The sequence below is a fragment of the Saccharopolyspora sp. NPDC002376 genome, from assembly GCF_053593195.1.
Map to the genome: position 1 here is coordinate 1 of NZ_JBSFBZ010000066.1, position 16,307 is coordinate 16,307.

Sequence of the window (16,307 nt, forward strand, 5' to 3'; positions counted from 1 at the left end):
GGTGCTGGCAGCACGTTGGCGGGTTTCGCCGTCGCCATCGACTCCAGATGGAGCGCGTAGACCGGCTCCAACCGGCTTTCGCACTCACGACCCCTCATGCACCCAGCAGGCTCTGTCCGCACACGCGCACGACGTTGCCGTTCACCCCGGCCGATGCGGGATTCGCGTACCAGGCGATGGTTTCCGCCACGTCCACCGGCTGACCGCCCTGGGACATGCTGTTCATCCGGCGCCCCGCTTCGCGCACGAACAGCGGGATCGACGCCGTCATCCGGGTTTCGATGAACCCCGGGGCGACCGCGTTGATGGTGACCCCGCGCTCGGCCGCGACCGGCGCGAAGGACTGCACGTGCCCGATCACCCCGGCCTTGGACGCCGCGTAGTTGCCCTGCCCGACGTTGCCCGCGATGCCGCTCATCGAGGACACGCCGATGATCCGCCCGCCGGGCCGCAGCGGGGAGCCATCGGCGAGCAGGTGTTCGTCGATCCGCTCCTGCGAGGTCAGGTTCACCGCGAGCACCGCGTCCCACTGCTGCCGGGACATCCGGCCGATCGTCTTGTCGCGGGTGATGCCCGCGTTGTGCACGACGATGTCCAGGCCGCCGTGCCGCTGCGCGAAGTGGTCCGCGATCCGCTGGGGCGCGTCGTCGGCGGTGATGTCGAGCTGGAGCGTCGAGCCGCCGATGCGGTTGGCGACCGCGGCGAGGTCACCGCCCTGCGCGGGCACGTCCAGGCAAACCACGTGCGCCCCGTCGCGAGCCAGGGTTTCCGCGATGGCCTCGCCGATGCCGCGCGATGCGCCGGTGACCAGCGCGACCTCGTCCTGCAACGGCTTTTCCCAGTTCACGTCCGGGATCTCGGCCTGCCCGACTCGCATCACCTGCGCGGACACGTAGGCGGACTTCGCCGAGAGCACGAAGCGCAGGGTGGATTCCAGCGCGCCCTCAGCGCCTTCGGCGACGTAGATCAGCTGCGCGGTCGCGCCGCGCTTGAGCTCCTTGCCCGCGGAACGGACGAAACCCTCGAGCGCGCGCTGCGCGGTGGCTTCCCGCCGATCGCTGATGCTCTCCGGAGGCGTGCCGAGCACGATCACCCGGCCGCAGCGATCGGTCTGCCGGATCGTCGGGCCGAAGAACTCGTACAGCTCGTGCAGCTGCTCGCTGCTGCGGATCCCGGTTGCGTCGAAGACCAGCGCCGAGTAGCGCTCACCATCGGCGGGCGTTCGGTGGACCTGCGCCTGGATTCCCTTGGTGACGACCGAGATCGCGTCGCCAAGGCGGGGGCCGGGGGCGGCGCCGAGCAGCACCGGGCCGGCCACCACCGGGTCGCCTGGTCGGTAGCGGCGCAGCGGCGTCGGCGCGGGCAGGCCGAGTCGCTTGACGACCTGCCGCCCGAGCGCGGACGAGGTGAACTGCTGGTATCGGTCGGCCATGGCAACTCTCCCACTGATGTCCGGTAGCTCGACGTCTAACCTACCCGCGGGTAGATTAGATTGACCAGGGAACATCGCAGCAACCAGGGAGTCAGGCCATGGCCACCGCTCGGCGAGTAGCGATCATCGGCGGCAACCGGATCCCGTTCGCGCGGTCCGGCGGCCCCTACACCCGCGCCTCCAACCAGGACATGCTCACCGCAGCGCTGGACGGACTGGTTGCGCGCTTCGGACTGCAGAACGAGCGGATCGGCGAGTTCGTGGCGGGCGCGGTGCTCAAGCACAGCCGCGACTTCAACCTGGCCCGCGAAACCGTGCTCGGCTCCAAGCTCGACCCGCGCACCCCCGCGCACGACGTGCAGATGGCCTGCGCGACCGGGCTCGAAGCCGTGGTCTCGGTGGCCAACAAGATCGCCCTCGGCCAGCTGGAAGTCGGCATCGCCGGTGGCGTCGACTCGGCCAGCGACGCGCCGATCTCGGTCAACGACGACCTGCGCCGCGTCCTGCTGCAGGCCAACCACGCCAAGACCGCGGCCGGTCGGCTCAAGGCGCTGAGCGGAGTCCGCCCGCAGCACGTGGTGCCGGAAATCCCGCGCAACGCTGAGCCGCGCACCGGCCTGTCGATGGGCGAGCACGCCGCGAAGACCGCGCTGGCCTGGGAAATCGAACGGGAAGCGCAGGACGAGCTGGCCGCGCGCAGCCACCAGCGGCTCGCTGCGGCTTACGAGCGCGGCTTCTTCGACGACCTGCTGACCTCCTACCAGGGCGTGGCGCGCGACCAGAACCTCCGCGCGGACAGCTCGGTGGACAAGCTCGGCAAGCTCAAGCCGGTGTTCGGCCGTGGCGAAGGCGCGACCATGACGGCGGGCAACTCGACCCCGCTGACCGACGGCGCATCCACCGTCCTGCTGGCCAGCGAGGAGTGGGCCGCGGAGCGGCGCCTGCCGGTCCTGGCCTACCTCGGCGACGTGGTGTCGGCGGCGGTGGACCACGTCAGCGGCGACGAAGGCCTGCTGATGGCCCCGGCGTACGCGGTCCCGCAGCTGCTCGACCGCGCAGGTCTGGGGTTGGGCGACTTCGACTTCTACGAGGTCCACGAGGCCTTCGCCTCCCAGGTCCTGTCAACTCTGAAAGCCTGGCAGGACCCCGAGTTCTGCAAGACCCGCCTGGGCCGTGACGAACCCCTCGGTCAGATCGACCCGGCCAAGCTCAACGTCGTCGGCTCATCCCTCGCGGCAGGCCATCCCTTCGCAGCAACCGGCGGCCGAATCGTAGCCACCCTCGCCAAGCTCCTGTCCGAGAAGGGATCCGGCCGAGGCCTGATCTCCATCTGCGCAGCAGGAGGCCAAGGCATGACGGCCATCCTCGAACGCCCCTGACGAGCGATCTTTTCACGGTGAAGGGCACTCTCGGCCGTTCAACACCGCGGCGCGAAGCGCCTCCTTGGGGGTGGTGGTCGGGCGACGGGTGGGAACCGCGGCGCGAAGCGCCTCCTTGGGAGGCGGGCGACGGGTGGGCGTGCCCTTCACCGCTCAGCTGATCGTGGGTTTGCGGGCTTCGATGAGGGTTCGGGTGGAGTGGGCGACGAAGACGCCGTCGCGTTGGATCTGCTCGTGGAGGTCGTGCAGGCGGTCGCGGTGGGCGGCGACGGTGAAGCCTGGGACCGTCCAGATCACCTTGCGGAGGAAGTAGATCACCGCGCCGACGTCGAAGAAGTCCATGCGCAGGCGCTCGGTTCGCACGTCCACGACGTCCAGGCCGGCTTGGCGTGCGCCCTCGGCTTCCAGGTCGGGGTGGCGCTTGCGGCGCGCCTCCGGCTGCGGGCCGAGGAAGTGCTCGACCAGTTCCCACGCGGTTCCCGGGCCCACGTGCTGGGCGAAGTACGTTCCCCCCGGAGCCAGGACGCGCGCGATCTCCTCCCACCACACGGTGGCCGGGTGCCGGCTCGTCACCAGGTCGAACGCGCCATCGGCGAACGGCAGCGGCGGCTCGTCCGGGTCGGCGACGACGACCGCGCCCAGCGGGTGCAGCAGTTTCGTCGCCACCGCGACGTTCGGCGGCCAGGACTCCGTCACCACCATCACCGGCGGGAACTTCGCCACTCCGGCCACCACTTCGCCGCCCCCGGTCTGGATGTCCAGCGCCGCGGACGCCTGCTCCAACCGCTGCCCGAGCAGCCGCTGATAACCCCACGAAGGCCGCTGCTCGGTCGCCCGACCGTCCAGCCAGGAGAAGTCCCAACCGTCGACCGGCACATCCCCCGCCTCAGCGACCAACTCCTCGAACGAACGCGTCATGCCCCCATGGTCACAACCCACGCCACCGAATTTCCGCAGGCCAGGCCCCGGGTTGCTCCGTGGGGGTGTCAATTTCGCGAGAAATTGACCATGTCCTGGGTGACGGAGCGGATCACCAGGTGGGGTCGGCGGTGCCGTAGGGGTGGAGGAACGGCCAGGCCAGAGGGTGGTTGTTGAGGCGGCCGGGTGGGGTGACGGCGGTGATTCGGCCGTCCGGGGTGTCGAGCGAGGTCAGCCATGGTTCGACGTTCACGGGTAGCGGTGGGTGTTCGGTGCGGGGTTGGTCGAGTAGCCAATGGGCGGTGCGGGCCAGTGAGAGTTCGCGCAGCCAGGTGTCGCCTTGTTCGGACTGGCGGCGGAGGCCGTCCAAAGCCGCTGCTGCGCAGAGATATCCGGTGGCGTGGTCGAGGAGTTGGCAGGGCAGTGCGCCAGGGCCATCCGAAGTGGATTCGACGGTGGCGATGCCGGTGGCCGCCTGGACGATGCTGTCGAATCCGCGCCGTTCGCCCCACGGTCCGGAATTTCCCCAGGCGGAAAGGGAAACCACCACCAGTCCGGGATGCCGTTCGGCCAACGAGTCGAAGCCCAAACCGAACCGTTCGAGCGCACCCGGCCGATAGCCGTGCACCAGAACGTCAGCCTCGTCGAGCAGTTCATGCAGCCGTGCAAGGCCTTCCGGCGTTCGAGCGTCTAGAAGTGCGCTGCGCTTGCCGAGCAGCGAGTCGTAGCTACCCGGACGTTCCGGGCGGTGCGGCGGGTCGATGCGCAGGACGTCCGCGCCGAGCGCCGCGAGGAACCGGGTGCACGTCGGACCGGCGATCGTCCTGGTCAGGTCCAGCACCCGGAATCGGCCACGCCGGGGCGCCGCACCGTCGACGCGGCACGATCCGACGAGCGGTTGAGCATCCACCGCCTGACCAGGAAGTTCAGCCCGCCATTGCTCCGGGCTCCGCACCGCTGCGGCGATCCCGCCAGCCGCCACCACGAGCGATTCCACTTCGCGCGCAGGCAGTTCCGAGATCGCCGACTCCACCGTGACGTCGTCGGCGGCGCCGAGCGTGCGCAGCAGGGCATCCCGGTGCCACGGATAGTTCGCGTGGGTTCGCACCCAGCCGTCGGAGGTCCGCCAGAACCGGGACAGCGGGGCGAAGCCGTCCAACGGCCGACGGCCGTCGAGGCGGAGGTGCACCTCGCTGCGAACCGAGGCGGCGGCGTGCTCGGTGGCGAGTTCTGCCGGGCCCGCGGCCAGCAGCGCGGCTCCGATGCAGGCGATCGCGGTTTCCTCGACCGGGAGCTCGGAGGGCAGGTGGCCGAGCTCGCCGGCCACCGCCAACTCGTCCGGGCTGCGATCGATCCCCAGGGCGTCGAGCGCTTCGGTCAGAGCCTGTCGCCATTCAGCTGCCATGCCCAGATCCTCGGCGCCCGACAGTCGGACCGCAGCCACCGACGTGACAGATCACAGCGTCGGCCGGGTTGGTCGGTGCGGCATCGCCTTTTCTCGCGATCTATAGGTTCTGCGCTAGAGCACTGGATACTCCGCGATGTGGCTCCACGACATGCGATCGATTTGTCGACTTCTCGCCAAATCTGCTGGTCGACGACGGCTCGCTACCCGGCGCGGTGCAACTCCGCTCCGCTGGGCGCTGGCCGGACGGTGCTGGGCGTGCCCACGAGCCGGGCGATGAGGGGCAGCAGAGCGAACGAAACGACGAGGAACGCGGCCACTCGCAGGTAGTTCAGCCACAGCACGGCTCGCCGGGCGTACTGCGGTGACGGCGAGGCGATGGCATTCATGATCGTCCCTTTCTGTCGGGTTGGACGGCGGCACGCCCGAGGCCGAGCCGTTGCGAGACGTGGACGAGGCCTCGGGCCAGTCGAGCGGGCGGGGAGCCCGGCTCCGGAGGGGGCACCGGCCGGATCCGTCCGTTGTGGATCGCGGTGAACCGCCACCCGTCCGCGTCGCGGACGGCGACGATCGTGTTGCGGGTGAGACGTCGCTTCGGCAGCGTCTTTCGCCATGCGGTGAGCACGGAACCGGTGGAGTGGACGAGCGCGACGCCATCCCTGAGGTGCCGGATCGAATCGATCCGGCCGATGAGGGCTGAGCCGTGGAGCACCCCGCGGAAGAGCTTGTCGTGGGAGGTGATGACCGGTTCTCTGCCCTGCGCGCGGTTGCCGTCGTACGAGACGTAGTCGCAGTCGGTCGTGAAGCACTCGCCGTAGGCGCGGGCATCGCCGGCGGTCCAGGCGGCGGACATGCGGTCGAACAACGCGGTGATCTGCTCGTCGTCGGTCATCGCTGCTCCTTCGTCGTGTCCTGCTCGTGCGGGGCGGTGGCAGCTCGTCGGCCGCCTGTCGAGAGCGCTTGCGCGCGCAGCAGCGCACCGCGCTGGTACGCGTAATCGGTCACGCGGGTGAGGAACTCCGCGATCGCGGTCAGCTGGTGGGTGTCGAAGCCCTCGGTCAGTGCGCCGGGGTCGACCGGCAGTGCGTCGAAGACCTCCTGGACCTCGCGGACCGCTTTGCTCGTGGGGCCCAACACCTGCTTGCGCCGGTCATGCGGGTGGGGCTCCCGGCGCAGCAGGCCGGACCGCTCCAGCCGGGCGACGACTCCGGTGGTCGCGCCGGTGGTCAGCCCGGTGATCGCGGCGAGCTCGCTCGCGGTCATCGGAGCCCGCTCGTGCAGCAGGTCCAGGCACTTGAGGTCGGTCGGGCCGAGCCCGAGACGTTCGGCCAGTGCGTGGTGGTACAGCACGGTCGCCGTGCTGTACCGGCGGGCCAGCGGCCCGGTGATCTCCGCGGCCAGCGCGGCGCGTTCTGGCTGTCCTTCGTTGCTCATTTTCACTCACTTCGCAACTCGCTTAGTAGCTAAGCTATTTGTCGCGAAGGGTTCGGTCAAGCGCGGATTCGGAAACCTGCGTCGCGCCGACAACACGCCGATGGGGATTTCTCGCCGGATATCGGAGCAGCGCCCTCCGGGGGCATCGAGATCGACCTGGTCGAGCTGTTCACCGAGGTCGCGGAGCTGGCCACCGACGTCGGCGCCGGGATCTCGCTGCTGATCGACGAGATGCAGGACGTGCCGACCGAGGACGTCTCCGCGCTGTGCGCGGCCTGCAACGAGCTGTCCCAGTCGGGGGCGCCGCTGGTGGTAGTCGGCGCGGGCCTGCCGCACCTGCCCGCGGTGCTGTCGGCGAGCAAGTCCTACTCCGAGCGGCTGTTCCGGTACCTGCGGATCGACCGGCTGGACCGCTCCGACGCCGACCGCGCGGTGATCGCGCCGATCGAGCGCGAGGAAGCCGAGATCACCTCGGACGCCCTGGACGCTCTGTTCTCGATCTCCGGCGGCTACCCGTACTTCGTGCAGTCCTACGGCAAGGCGACCTGGGACGCGGCGGTGCGCGGCGAGATCGGCGCGGAGGACGTGCGGCTGGCCGCGCCGGAGGCGGAGTCGGAGCTGGCCGTCGGGTTCTTCGGCTCCCGCTACGAGCGCGCGACCCCGGACGAGCGCGAGTACCTGCGGGCGATGGCGGAGCTGGTGGCGGGCCGCGACGAGCCGGCCCCGACCGCGTCCATCGCCCAGTACCTGGAGCGCCGCCCGTCGTCGCTGTCCCCGGCGCGCGGCAGCCTGATCAAGAAGGGCCTGGTCTATTCCGGTGAGCGCGGCCAGATCGCCTTCACCGTCCCCCACTTCGGTCGCTACCTGCTCACCCAGGACTGAACGCGCAGGTCAGGCGAGTGCTCTCCACGCGGATCGGGATTTACAGGCAAATCTAGTGTTTGCGCTAGACGGCTGGATGGAGATCGATTCGCTCACCCAGACGGGCGCTTTAACGTGACGTGACACACATGTTGGTAAGGGTGTAACGAGTCGGCGTTGGGCGCCGATATGCAGGATGACCCCGCGGTGCTGTCGGACCCCCGACCTGGCAGCATCGCGGGGCTTTCCAATTCCGGCACTTCTGCCGCCACTCAAGTTCAAGTTCACCGCACCCTGCTGTGTCCTCGGTGAGCCCTGCCCGAAGGGGGTCGAAAATGGAACTCGTGATCCTCCTGCTCGGCGCCCTCGTCCCGGCGCTGGCGGCCACCCCGTACTACGTGCGAGGCCGGAACCAGCGCTGATGTCGGTGGCGCCGGGCAAGATGCCGGCATGTTCGTCCGGACGCTGGTTGAAGTTGAGTGCGCTATCCGATCGTCCTGGGGTGTGGACACCTGCGCCCCGGAAGACATTCCCCAGTGGCACGAGGGAAATCCCGCGCGCGGCCAATGCGGAACCACTGCGCTGGTGATCAACGACCTGCTCGGCGGCGACCTCGTCTGCGGCGAGGTTCACGTCGACGGTCAGTGGGTCGACTACCACTGGTGGAACCGCTTGGCCGGCGGGATCGAACTCGACCTGACCCGCGAGCAGTTCGACCCGGAAGAACTGGTCGTCGGCGGCACCGTGATCAAGCGCCCGCCCGAGATCGTCCGCCTCCGCGAAGAGTACGAACTCCTCCGAGCCCGAGTCATCGCCGCGCTGGAGCCTGGTGAGTCCGCGCGCTGAGCCAGACGGCCAACGCCAAGCACTCGCGGCCAGGGCGAGGAAAGCTGTCTGCCAGGCTGGCGCTCTCCGAATAGCGATTTCGCAACCTCGGATCTGTTGTATCGACCATGTCGATACAACCGCTGCATCCGGCAGTGGTTGAACATCGGCGGGAAAGACCTGCGGTTCAAGGACTTCCGGGGCAAAGTCCTGGTCCTGGACTTATGGACGTTCTAGGTCGTGTCGCGTTTGTTCGGTTTGTGTTTGTGTTTCCTTGGTGACCTTTCAACGTCGTTGCGCGAAAATCAGAAGCCGCAGCCGAAGTCACCGGCGCGGGGACGTGGCTGTTCTAGCGTCGGTGACCATTGGAGAAGGGCCCAGGATGCCCCGCATTGTGGCGCAGGCAGCACGAAACCGTGATCGGACGGTTGAGACCACGATCCCTCGTCCAGGCTCGCCGCGGGGAATCGTTGTCGCGCTCGCGCTGTGGGGGTTCGCCTACGCCTGCTACCGGGCGTATTACGCGGCGGGCGGCACCGTCGGCATGATCGGCCAGCCGGTCTCCAGCGCCCAGTTCCGCGCTATCAACGCCGTCGGTGCCGCGATCATCCTGTTCGCTGCCCTCTTGCCGCTCGTCGCGGTGCGGGTAGGCGCTCTGCGACGTGCATTGCCGGTGCTCGGCTGGATCGGGGCAGTCGGTTGCTGCATGCACGCACTGGTCATGAGCACGCTGCGGGTGCTCAGCCTGACCGGCGTTCACCCGACGCAGCTCCCGGCGAGCCTATGGCGGTCGTTCGACCGGCAGGTCGCCGACCTGCAAGACCTGCTGCTGAACGAGCCGTGGTTCTTTGTCGAAGGCCTGCTCTGGGCGGCGCTCGGCATCGCGTTCGTCGCGACGTCGCGACGTCGCGCGTGGCTGGTGTCGGCCATCGTCGGGTGCCTGCTGCTGACGGTCGTCGGCGTGCTCAGCGGGCTGGGCGTGATCGGCTCGTTCCGCTTCGGCTGATGCCGCGCGGCGTGACGCGGTTGGTCCTACCTCCGAGGGGGGAGTGACTGTTGCTCCATCCGCCCTGCCGTGGGCTTGACTTATCTGGCGAGTGAGAATCGGCTCGTGCGACCGGACCCTCCGGAACACCGCCCGACCCCTGTGTTGTTGACTCCGCTCGTGAGTGTTGAGCAGCAGAAACGTCGTTCCCGTGTCCGTGCGCCCGAGTTCGTGGGCCGCCAGTGGTTGAACACCGGCGGAAAGCAGATCAAGCTCGCCGACCTGCGTGGGCGTGTCGTCCTGCTTGATTTCTGGACGTTCTGCTGCATCAACTGCCTGCACGTGCTCGACGAGCTGCGGCCGTTGGAGGAGGAGTTCGCCGCCGAGGTCGTCACGGTCGGGGTGCACTCGCCGAAGTTCGCGCACGAGGCCGATCCCGCGGCGCTGGTCGCCGCCGTCGAGCGCTACGCCGTGCACCACCCGGTGCTCGACGACCCGGAGCTGACCACCTGGCAGAACTTCGCCGTCAAGGCCTGGCCGACGCTCGTCGTGGTGGACCCCGAGGGTTACGTCGTGCACGTCGCCGCTGGTGAGGGCCACGTCGAGGCGCTGCGCAGCGTCATCACCGAGGTGATCGCCGAGCACGAGGCCAAGGGCACGCTACACCGCGGCGACGGTCCGTACGTGCCGCCGGAAGCGCCGGAGACGACGCTGCGGTTCCCTGGCAAGGTCATCGCGCTGAACGACGGGAACCTGCTGGTCTCGGACTCGGCGAACCACTCGCTGGTGGAGTTCGCCGGTGACGGTGAGACCGTCGTGCGCCGCATCGGCACCGGTCAGCGTGGTCGGAGCGACGGTGCTGAGCCCACGTTCTCCGAGCCGGGCGGGCTCGCGCTGCTGCCGGAGCAGCTCGCCGAGCAGGTCGGTTACGACGTGGTCGTCGCCGACACCGTCAACCACCTGCTGCGCGGTGTGCGGCTCGCGGACGGGCACGTCACGACCTTGGCCGGCACCGGTGAGCAGTGGCGCGATGGCAGCGACTCCGGGCCAGGCCTGGAGACTCCGCTGACCAGCCCGTGGGACGTCGCTTGGTGGGAACCGGCTGGTGGCGTGGTGATCGCGATGGCCGGCAACCACACGCTCGGCCTGTTCGACCCGGTCTCCGGCGAGGTTCGGCGGTTCGCCGGGACCACCGTGGAGGGGCTGCGCGACGGCGCGGCCGAGGAGGCGTTCTTCGCCCAGACCTCCGGATTGGCCGACGGCGGCGACCGGTTGTGGATGGCGGACTCGGAGACTTCGGCGCTGCGCTGGGTCGAGGCGGCTGGCGACGGGTTCGAGGTGCGGACCGCGGTCGGCACCGGGCTGTTCGACTTCGGGCACGCCGACGGTCCCGCTGACCAGGCGCTTCTCCAGCACCCGCTGGGCGTGGCGGTGCTGCCGGACGGTTCGGTCGCGGTCTGCGACACCTACAACGGCGCGGTCCGGCGCTACGAACCGGCGACCGGCGAGGTCTCCACGCTGGCGACCGACGTCGCCGAGCCGTCCGGCGCGGCGGTGGTCGACGGCGAGCTCGTGGTGGTCGCTTCCGCCGCGCACCGGCTCGAGCGGCCCGTCCCGCCGGGCGTCGCCGCGCGGCTGGTCGAAGGGGCGTCGCAGCAGGTCAAGCGGCCTGCGACGGAGATCGCCCCGGGCGAGGTGGAGCTCGCGGTGGTGTTCACCCCGCCGCCCGGCACCAAGCTGGACGAGCGCTACGGGCCGTCGACCCGGCTGGAGATCACTTCGTCGCCGGCCGAGTTGCTGGTCGAAGGCGCGGGTGTGGGTACCGACCTGACCCGCTGCCTGGTGCTGGCCGACGGCATCGAGCAGGGCGTGCTGCACGTGGTGGCGCAGGCCGCCAGCTGCGACGACGACCCGGACATCGAGCACCCGGCCTGCCGCTTGACCAGGCAGGACTGGGGCGTCCCGATCAAAATCGCCGCAACCGGCCCGAACCGCCTCCCCCTGGTCATGGGCGGCCTCGACACCGAGAGCTGACCCGAACCGAAACAACGAACGGGCCGCTCACCCCAACAGGGGGCGAGCGGCCCGTTCATTTCCCACCCGACTCACCGGGTGGCGGGGCTGCCGGAGCGGGGCGGGAGGGGGTTTGTTTGGTTTGGGGGTTGTGCGCGGTTTGGGTTGTGCGGGTGGGGTTTCGGTTAGCTCGCTGGATCGGGTGGCGGAGGGACTTGCCAGGTACCGACTGTGCTTGGTGGGTGCTTTCGCTCCGCAGTGACCGGGTGGGTCGAGAGATATGGTGCGGTCGCTCGGAAGTGCCGATGGTGGGGCTGTGAGCTGGCGAAATGCTGATTCGGGTGGAGAACTTCGGGCTCTGCAGCAGGAAGAGGCACTCAACACCTGCCCTGGGCGGCCGGTCGTGGGACGGGGAGAAGTAAACTTTTCGGGTGACCGATGCCAAGCTCGAAATCCAGATGCTGCACGACCGGGTCATGGTGCGCATCTCGCCGGAGTCCGGCGAGCGCCGCAGCAACGGCGGCATCGTGATCCCGGCGACCGCCCAGGTCGCCAAGCGGCTCGTCTGGGGCGAGGTCTTCGGCGTGGGCAGCCACGCGCGCACCGTCAAGGTCGGCGACCAGGTGCTGTTCAACCCCGATGAGCAGTTCGAAGTCGAAGTCCAGGGCCAGGCGTACCTGGTGATGCGCGAACGAGACCTGCACGCGGTGGCCACCGAGCAGACCGAGCAGGGCACCGGGCTGTACCTGTAGTCGGCAACCCCGGTCGGTCAGGCGCGACGGCCGGCGAAGCGCAGGAGCCGACGACTCCAGGCTCCCCCACCGCAAGACCGACAGGAGAAGGGGAAGCGGTGCCGGAAAACCACGACCAGCACAGCGGTGCGGACCCGTCCACCGAACGGCTCCGCACCGGTTCGGACCCGTCCACCGAACGGCTCCGCACCGGTTCGGACCAGAGCTCGACCGGTGGTGTCCAGCCGGAAACCGAGGTCGAGCAGACCACCCAGATCTCCCCGATTCCCCCGGTGACCCCCGAGCCCGAGTCGGACGCCGAGCGCACCGTGCAGATCGCCGCGGTGCCCGCCGACTTCAGCAACTTCCCGCTCGGTGAGACCCAGTCGATCCCGCAGGTCAACGCCGAACCCACCGGCTGGAGCGCGGTCGTGCCGCCGCAGTCGGCGGACGAGCGCAAGAAGCGCGGCCTCATCCGCGCCGGTATCGCCGCTGGTGCGGCGGTCGGCGCCCTGGCCCTGCTCTACATCGGCGACCTGGCCTTCACCAGCGGAACCGTGCCGCGCGGCACCGTCGTGGCAGGCGTCGACATCGGCGGCCTGGAGCCCGCGGCGGCCGAGACGCAGCTGCGCAACGACCTCGGCCCGGGCCTGGACGAGCCGGTGGAGCTGAAGGTCGCGGACCGCTCGGCGACCATCAAGCCGGCCGACGCCGGGCTGGAGATGGACTGGGCGGCGACCGTCCAGGAGGCCGGTGAACAGCCGCTCAACCCGTTCACCCGGATCTCCTCGCTGTTCAGCACCCACGAGGTCGCCCCGGTCAGCCGCGGCGACCGGGAGCATCTCGCGCAGGCGCTGGAGCAGGTCCGGCCGCAGCTGGACCGGGAACCGGCCGAGGGCACCATCCGCTTCGAGGGCGCCAAGGCCGTCGCGGTCGACCCCGTGACCGGCCAGTCCATCGACGTGCAGAAGGCCACCGACGAGGTGCTGTCGCACTGGGCCGAGAGCGGTCCGGTGAGCATCCCCTTCACCGAGAAGCCGGTCAGCACCACCAAGGACGGCGTGCAGCGGGCGCTGCGCGAGGTCGCCGAGCCCGCCGTGAAGTCGCCGGTGACGGTGCGCGGCGAGGGCAAGGACGCGACCCTCGAGCCGGAGGCGATCGCCGGTGCGCTGCGTTTCGAGCCGGACGGCCAGGGCGGCCTGAAGGCCAGCGTGGACATGCCCACCGCGGTCGGCGCCGTCGAGCCGCAGCTGGCCGACACCATCAAGCCCGGCAAGGACGCCGAGATCGTGCTCGAGGGCGGGCACCCCGTGGTGCGGCCGTCCGTCGACGGAATCGGGGTGAACTGGGACAAGAGCTTCGAGAAGCTCCTCGACGTGCTGCGCGCGCCGGAAGAGCGCTCGGTGCAGGCGGTTTACGAGCACCAGCCGGCGAAGTTCACCACCGAACAGGCCGACCAGCTGGGCATCAAGGAGGTCGTCGGCGAGTTCAGCACCGGTGGCTTCGAGTCCGCGTCCGGGGTGAACATCCGCCGCACCGCCGAACAGGTCAACGGCGCGGTCATCAAGCCCGGCGAGACGTGGAGCCTCAACGGCCACACCGGTCCGCGCGGTGCCGCGCAGGGCTACGTGGAGTCCGGGATCATCCAGGACGGCCGACCCGGTCGCGCGGTCGGCGGCGGCATCTCGCAGTTCGCCACGACCCTGTACAACGCCTCGTACTTCGCGGGCATGCAGGACGTCGAGCACAAGGCGCACAGCTACTACATCAGCCGCTACCCGGCGGGCCGCGAGGCGACGGTGTTCCAGAGCCCGAGCGGCGCGAGCGTCATCGACGTCAAGTTCAAGAACGTCTCCAAGAGCGGCATCCTGATCACCACGGAGTGGACACCGCAGTCGATCACGGTGAAGCTGTGGGGCACCAAGCAGTTCGACGTGTCCTCGCAGACCGGCGAGCGGACCAACCCGACGGATCCGCACGAGAAGGTCGTGCCGCCGGGTGAGCCGTGCAGCCCGAGCAAGGGCACGCCCGGTTTCACGGTGACCGACACCCGCACCATCCGGGACCTGAGCAGCGGTCAGACGCGCAGCGAAACCCAGCGCACCCGCTACGAACCGCAACCGATCATCCACTGCGGCCCACCGCCGCCGCCGTGACGACAGCGGGATCACAGTTTCAATTGAAACTGTGGTTCCCCCGCGGGTCGGTACTCGACGACCTGAAGGGCCCGCACCGAATCCGGTGGGGGCCCTTCGTCGTGTCAGTGGGTGGTTTGCACCAGGAGGCCGGGGTGGTCGGTGCCGTTGATGGGGAGGGTTTCGGCTCGTTCGAAGCGGAAGGAGTCCATCGCGAACACGTGCTGCACGCTGCCGTCGTCCTTGCGGTACCAGCCGTCCGGCACGCACGCCTGGACGTCGGGGTTGCCGCCGACGACGAGGTTCAGGTCCCCGCCCAGCACTGTCTGCGTGCCCAGCGCGGTAGCGATCGAGGTCAGCTCGCGGCACTGCCCGGCCGCCACCTGGCCGTCTTCCCGGGACAGGTGCGATGTGCACGCGGAGACCTGCGAGTACGGCACGCACAGCAGAACGCGTTGCACACCGCTGCCGTCCTGCGCGGCGAACTGCCGCTCGACCGGTTCGCCCGGGGCGCCGAGATCGGGGTGGGTCAGGATCGCCACGCCCGCATCGCCGCGGCCGTCGTGGCACTTGGCCGGGTCGCCGGTGTTCGCGTCGCCGACCGGGGTGAACTCCCAGCCGTAGCCGGTTTCGCTGGTCATGCGGGTGGTGTCGGAGGCGCAGACCTCGTTGAGCGTCACCACGGTCGGCTGCCGCTGGTGGATGGTGTCGATCGCGGCGTCGACGGCCTGGCCCGGGGTGCCGCAGGCCTCGTCACCGCCGTTGCAGAGGTTGAGCTGGAGCACGTCGAAGGATCGGGCGGCCGGGGCCTGCGCGTGCGCGACGGGGAGCACGGCGGAGAAGACGGCGGCGAGCGCGGCCACCAGCCAGAGCACGGTCGAACGACGGAGCATCGTGACCTCCTTCGGGGTTTCGGCCTTCGCCGAAGGGCTCGTTGCAGTCTGCGGACCAGCGCGAATCCGCTCGACCGCTGGATGGGCTAGTGGCGACTTCTCGACACCTGCGCGTTGGGGCGTCGCCTGAGATGACGATCTGTGTACGGACAGTGATCTTCTGGGTGTCGATTCGTGGCGGCCAAACCGGTTCGCGGCCCCGGTTGACCAGTGGCGCGCGCCACATGAGACTGAAGCGCACTCGGACGATGTGGGCAAACGACCCACGGAGAAGCGGGAGGTTCGGCGGAATTCCTCTCGTCGCCTCGGTACCGAACCGCCAGGTTTGTCGATCTCGGCGGGCAACGGCGGCCGCGGTGGCCGAAAAATTTGATGGCTTCGCAACATTCAGCGTTGGGATTACGCCCGATCGGGTGGCACCATTCAACGACTCAGGTCCTCACCTACTAGGAGTGACATCGTGGCGCGTCGTCGAGGAGCACTTCGAGCAGCCGCTCTGCTGCCCGCCCTGACCCTGGCTGTGCTGTCAGCGGGTTGCGCGCAACCGACCGGAGGTGGTGGTGAAGCCGCTGACGGCGCTGTGGAACTGGTGCAGCCGGGATTCCTGACCACCTGCACCCACCTGCCCTACGAGCCGTTCCAGTTCGACAAGGACGGCAAGACGGTCGGTTTCGACGTCGACCTCGTCGACTTCGTCGCCCGCGACCTCGGTGTGCAGCAGAAGATCGTCGACGCCCCGTTCGACGAGGGCATCCAGTCCGGTGAGTCGCTGAACAGCAACCAGTGCGACGTCGCGGCCGCGGCCATGACGATCACCGACGTGCGCAAGCAGAACCTCGACTTCTCCGACCCGTACTTCAACGCCGAGCAGGCGCTGCTGGTCAAGAAGGACTCAGGCACCACCGACCTCGCCCAGCTGCGCGGCAAGAAGCTCGGCGTCCAGGTCGGCACCACCGGCCAGGAGTACGCCGAGAAGAACAAGGACCAGTTCGGCTACGAGGTCGTGGTCTTCGACGATCTCGCGCTGGAGGAGACCGCGGTGCAGACCGGTCGTGTCGACGCTGCGATCAACGACAACGGCGTGCTGCTGAACTTCTCCAAGAACAACCCGGACACCCAGGTGACCACGGAGTTCGCCACTGGCGACAAGTACGGCATCGGGGTCCGCAAGGGCAACGCCGCGCTGCTCAAGCAGGTCAACGAGTCCCTGAAGAAGGCCAAGGAATCCGGCGAGTACGACGCCATCTACGAGAAGTGGTTCGGCAAAAAGCCGGAGTGACGCGACCAGCCGTCGCG

General features: G+C 69.1%; 14 protein-coding genes and 1 pseudogene. 8 read left to right on the forward strand and 7 right to left on the reverse strand.

Annotated features, from left to right (window positions below; all coding sequences use genetic code 11):
- Nucleotides 1–94: 94 nt before the first annotated feature.
- Nucleotides 95–1,432 (reverse strand): 3-oxoacyl-ACP reductase, encoded by a 1,338-nt coding sequence (locus tag ACWCO2_RS31425; RefSeq protein ID WP_450131413.1) that lies wholly within the window; start codon nt 1,430–1,432, stop codon nt 95–97.
- Between the two features lie 98 nt (nt 1,433–1,530).
- Between ACWCO2_RS31425 and ACWCO2_RS31430 the strand changes: the two genes are divergently transcribed.
- Complete coding sequence (locus ACWCO2_RS31430; RefSeq protein ID WP_450131414.1) at nt 1,531–2,811, forward strand: acetyl-CoA C-acetyltransferase; 1,281 nt, start codon at nt 1,531–1,533, stop codon at nt 2,809–2,811.
- 153 nt (nt 2,812–2,964) lie between these two features.
- On the opposite strand, the gene ACWCO2_RS31435 is transcribed toward ACWCO2_RS31430, so the two are convergent.
- The 5 genes from ACWCO2_RS31435 to ACWCO2_RS31455 all read right to left on the reverse strand — a co-directional run bounded on the left by ACWCO2_RS31435 (nt 2,965) and on the right by ACWCO2_RS31455 (nt 6,568).
- Complete coding sequence (locus tag ACWCO2_RS31435) at nt 2,965–3,729, reverse strand: class I SAM-dependent methyltransferase (RefSeq protein WP_450131415.1); 765 nt, start codon at nt 3,727–3,729, stop codon at nt 2,965–2,967.
- 112 nt (nt 3,730–3,841) lie between these two features.
- Complete coding sequence (locus ACWCO2_RS31440; protein ID WP_450131416.1) at nt 3,842–5,134, reverse strand: CoA transferase; 1,293 nt, start codon at nt 5,132–5,134, stop codon at nt 3,842–3,844.
- A gap of 203 nt (nt 5,135–5,337) precedes the next feature.
- Complete coding sequence (locus tag ACWCO2_RS31445; protein ID WP_450131417.1) at nt 5,338–5,523, reverse strand: hypothetical protein; 186 nt, start codon at nt 5,521–5,523, stop codon at nt 5,338–5,340.
- Nucleotides 5,520–6,026, reverse strand: coding sequence for an SgcJ/EcaC family oxidoreductase (locus ACWCO2_RS31450; protein WP_450131418.1), 507 nt, complete (start codon nt 6,024–6,026; stop codon nt 5,520–5,522). The genes ACWCO2_RS31445 and ACWCO2_RS31450 overlap by 4 nt, the downstream gene beginning before the upstream one ends.
- A complete protein-coding gene (locus ACWCO2_RS31455) occupies nt 6,023–6,568 on the reverse strand; it encodes a MarR family winged helix-turn-helix transcriptional regulator (protein ID WP_450131419.1) in 546 nt (181 codons plus the stop codon). The genes ACWCO2_RS31450 and ACWCO2_RS31455 overlap by 4 nt, the downstream gene beginning before the upstream one ends.
- Before the next feature lie 123 nt (nt 6,569–6,691).
- Here ACWCO2_RS31455 and ACWCO2_RS31460 point away from each other — a divergent pair.
- The 6 genes and pseudogenes from ACWCO2_RS31460 to ACWCO2_RS31485 all read left to right on the forward strand — a co-directional run.
- Nucleotides 6,692–7,450: pseudogene (locus ACWCO2_RS31460) on the forward strand (ATP-binding protein); the annotation flags it as partial.
- A gap of 429 nt (nt 7,451–7,879) precedes the next feature.
- The gene (locus tag ACWCO2_RS31465) at nt 7,880–8,275 is read left to right on the forward strand and encodes a YunG family protein (RefSeq protein ID WP_450131420.1); all 396 of its coding nucleotides are present in this window, start codon (nt 7,880–7,882) and stop codon (nt 8,273–8,275) included.
- A gap of 361 nt (nt 8,276–8,636) precedes the next feature.
- Complete coding sequence (locus ACWCO2_RS31470) at nt 8,637–9,260, forward strand: hypothetical protein (RefSeq protein WP_450131421.1); 624 nt, start codon at nt 8,637–8,639, stop codon at nt 9,258–9,260.
- 159 nt (nt 9,261–9,419) lie between these two features.
- Nucleotides 9,420–11,273 (forward strand): NHL domain-containing thioredoxin family protein, encoded by a 1,854-nt coding sequence (locus ACWCO2_RS31475; protein WP_450131422.1) that lies wholly within the window; start codon nt 9,420–9,422, stop codon nt 11,271–11,273.
- 410 nt (nt 11,274–11,683) lie between these two features.
- Nucleotides 11,684–12,004, forward strand: coding sequence for a GroES family chaperonin (locus ACWCO2_RS31480; protein ID WP_450131423.1), 321 nt, complete (start codon nt 11,684–11,686; stop codon nt 12,002–12,004).
- A 98-nt stretch (nt 12,005–12,102) separates the two neighbouring features.
- Nucleotides 12,103–14,139, forward strand: a complete 2,037-nt coding sequence (locus ACWCO2_RS31485; protein WP_450131424.1) for a VanW family protein — start codon at nt 12,103–12,105, stop codon at nt 14,137–14,139.
- 104 nt (nt 14,140–14,243) lie between these two features.
- Here the strand turns inward: ACWCO2_RS31485 and ACWCO2_RS31490 are convergent, their stop codons facing one another.
- Nucleotides 14,244–15,011, reverse strand: coding sequence for an endonuclease/exonuclease/phosphatase family protein (locus tag ACWCO2_RS31490; protein WP_450131425.1), 768 nt, complete (start codon nt 15,009–15,011; stop codon nt 14,244–14,246).
- A gap of 457 nt (nt 15,012–15,468) precedes the next feature.
- Between ACWCO2_RS31490 and ACWCO2_RS31495 the strand changes: the two genes are divergently transcribed.
- Nucleotides 15,469–16,290, forward strand: a complete 822-nt coding sequence (locus ACWCO2_RS31495; protein ID WP_450131447.1) for a basic amino acid ABC transporter substrate-binding protein — start codon at nt 15,469–15,471, stop codon at nt 16,288–16,290.
- Nucleotides 16,291–16,307 lie beyond the last annotated feature (17 nt).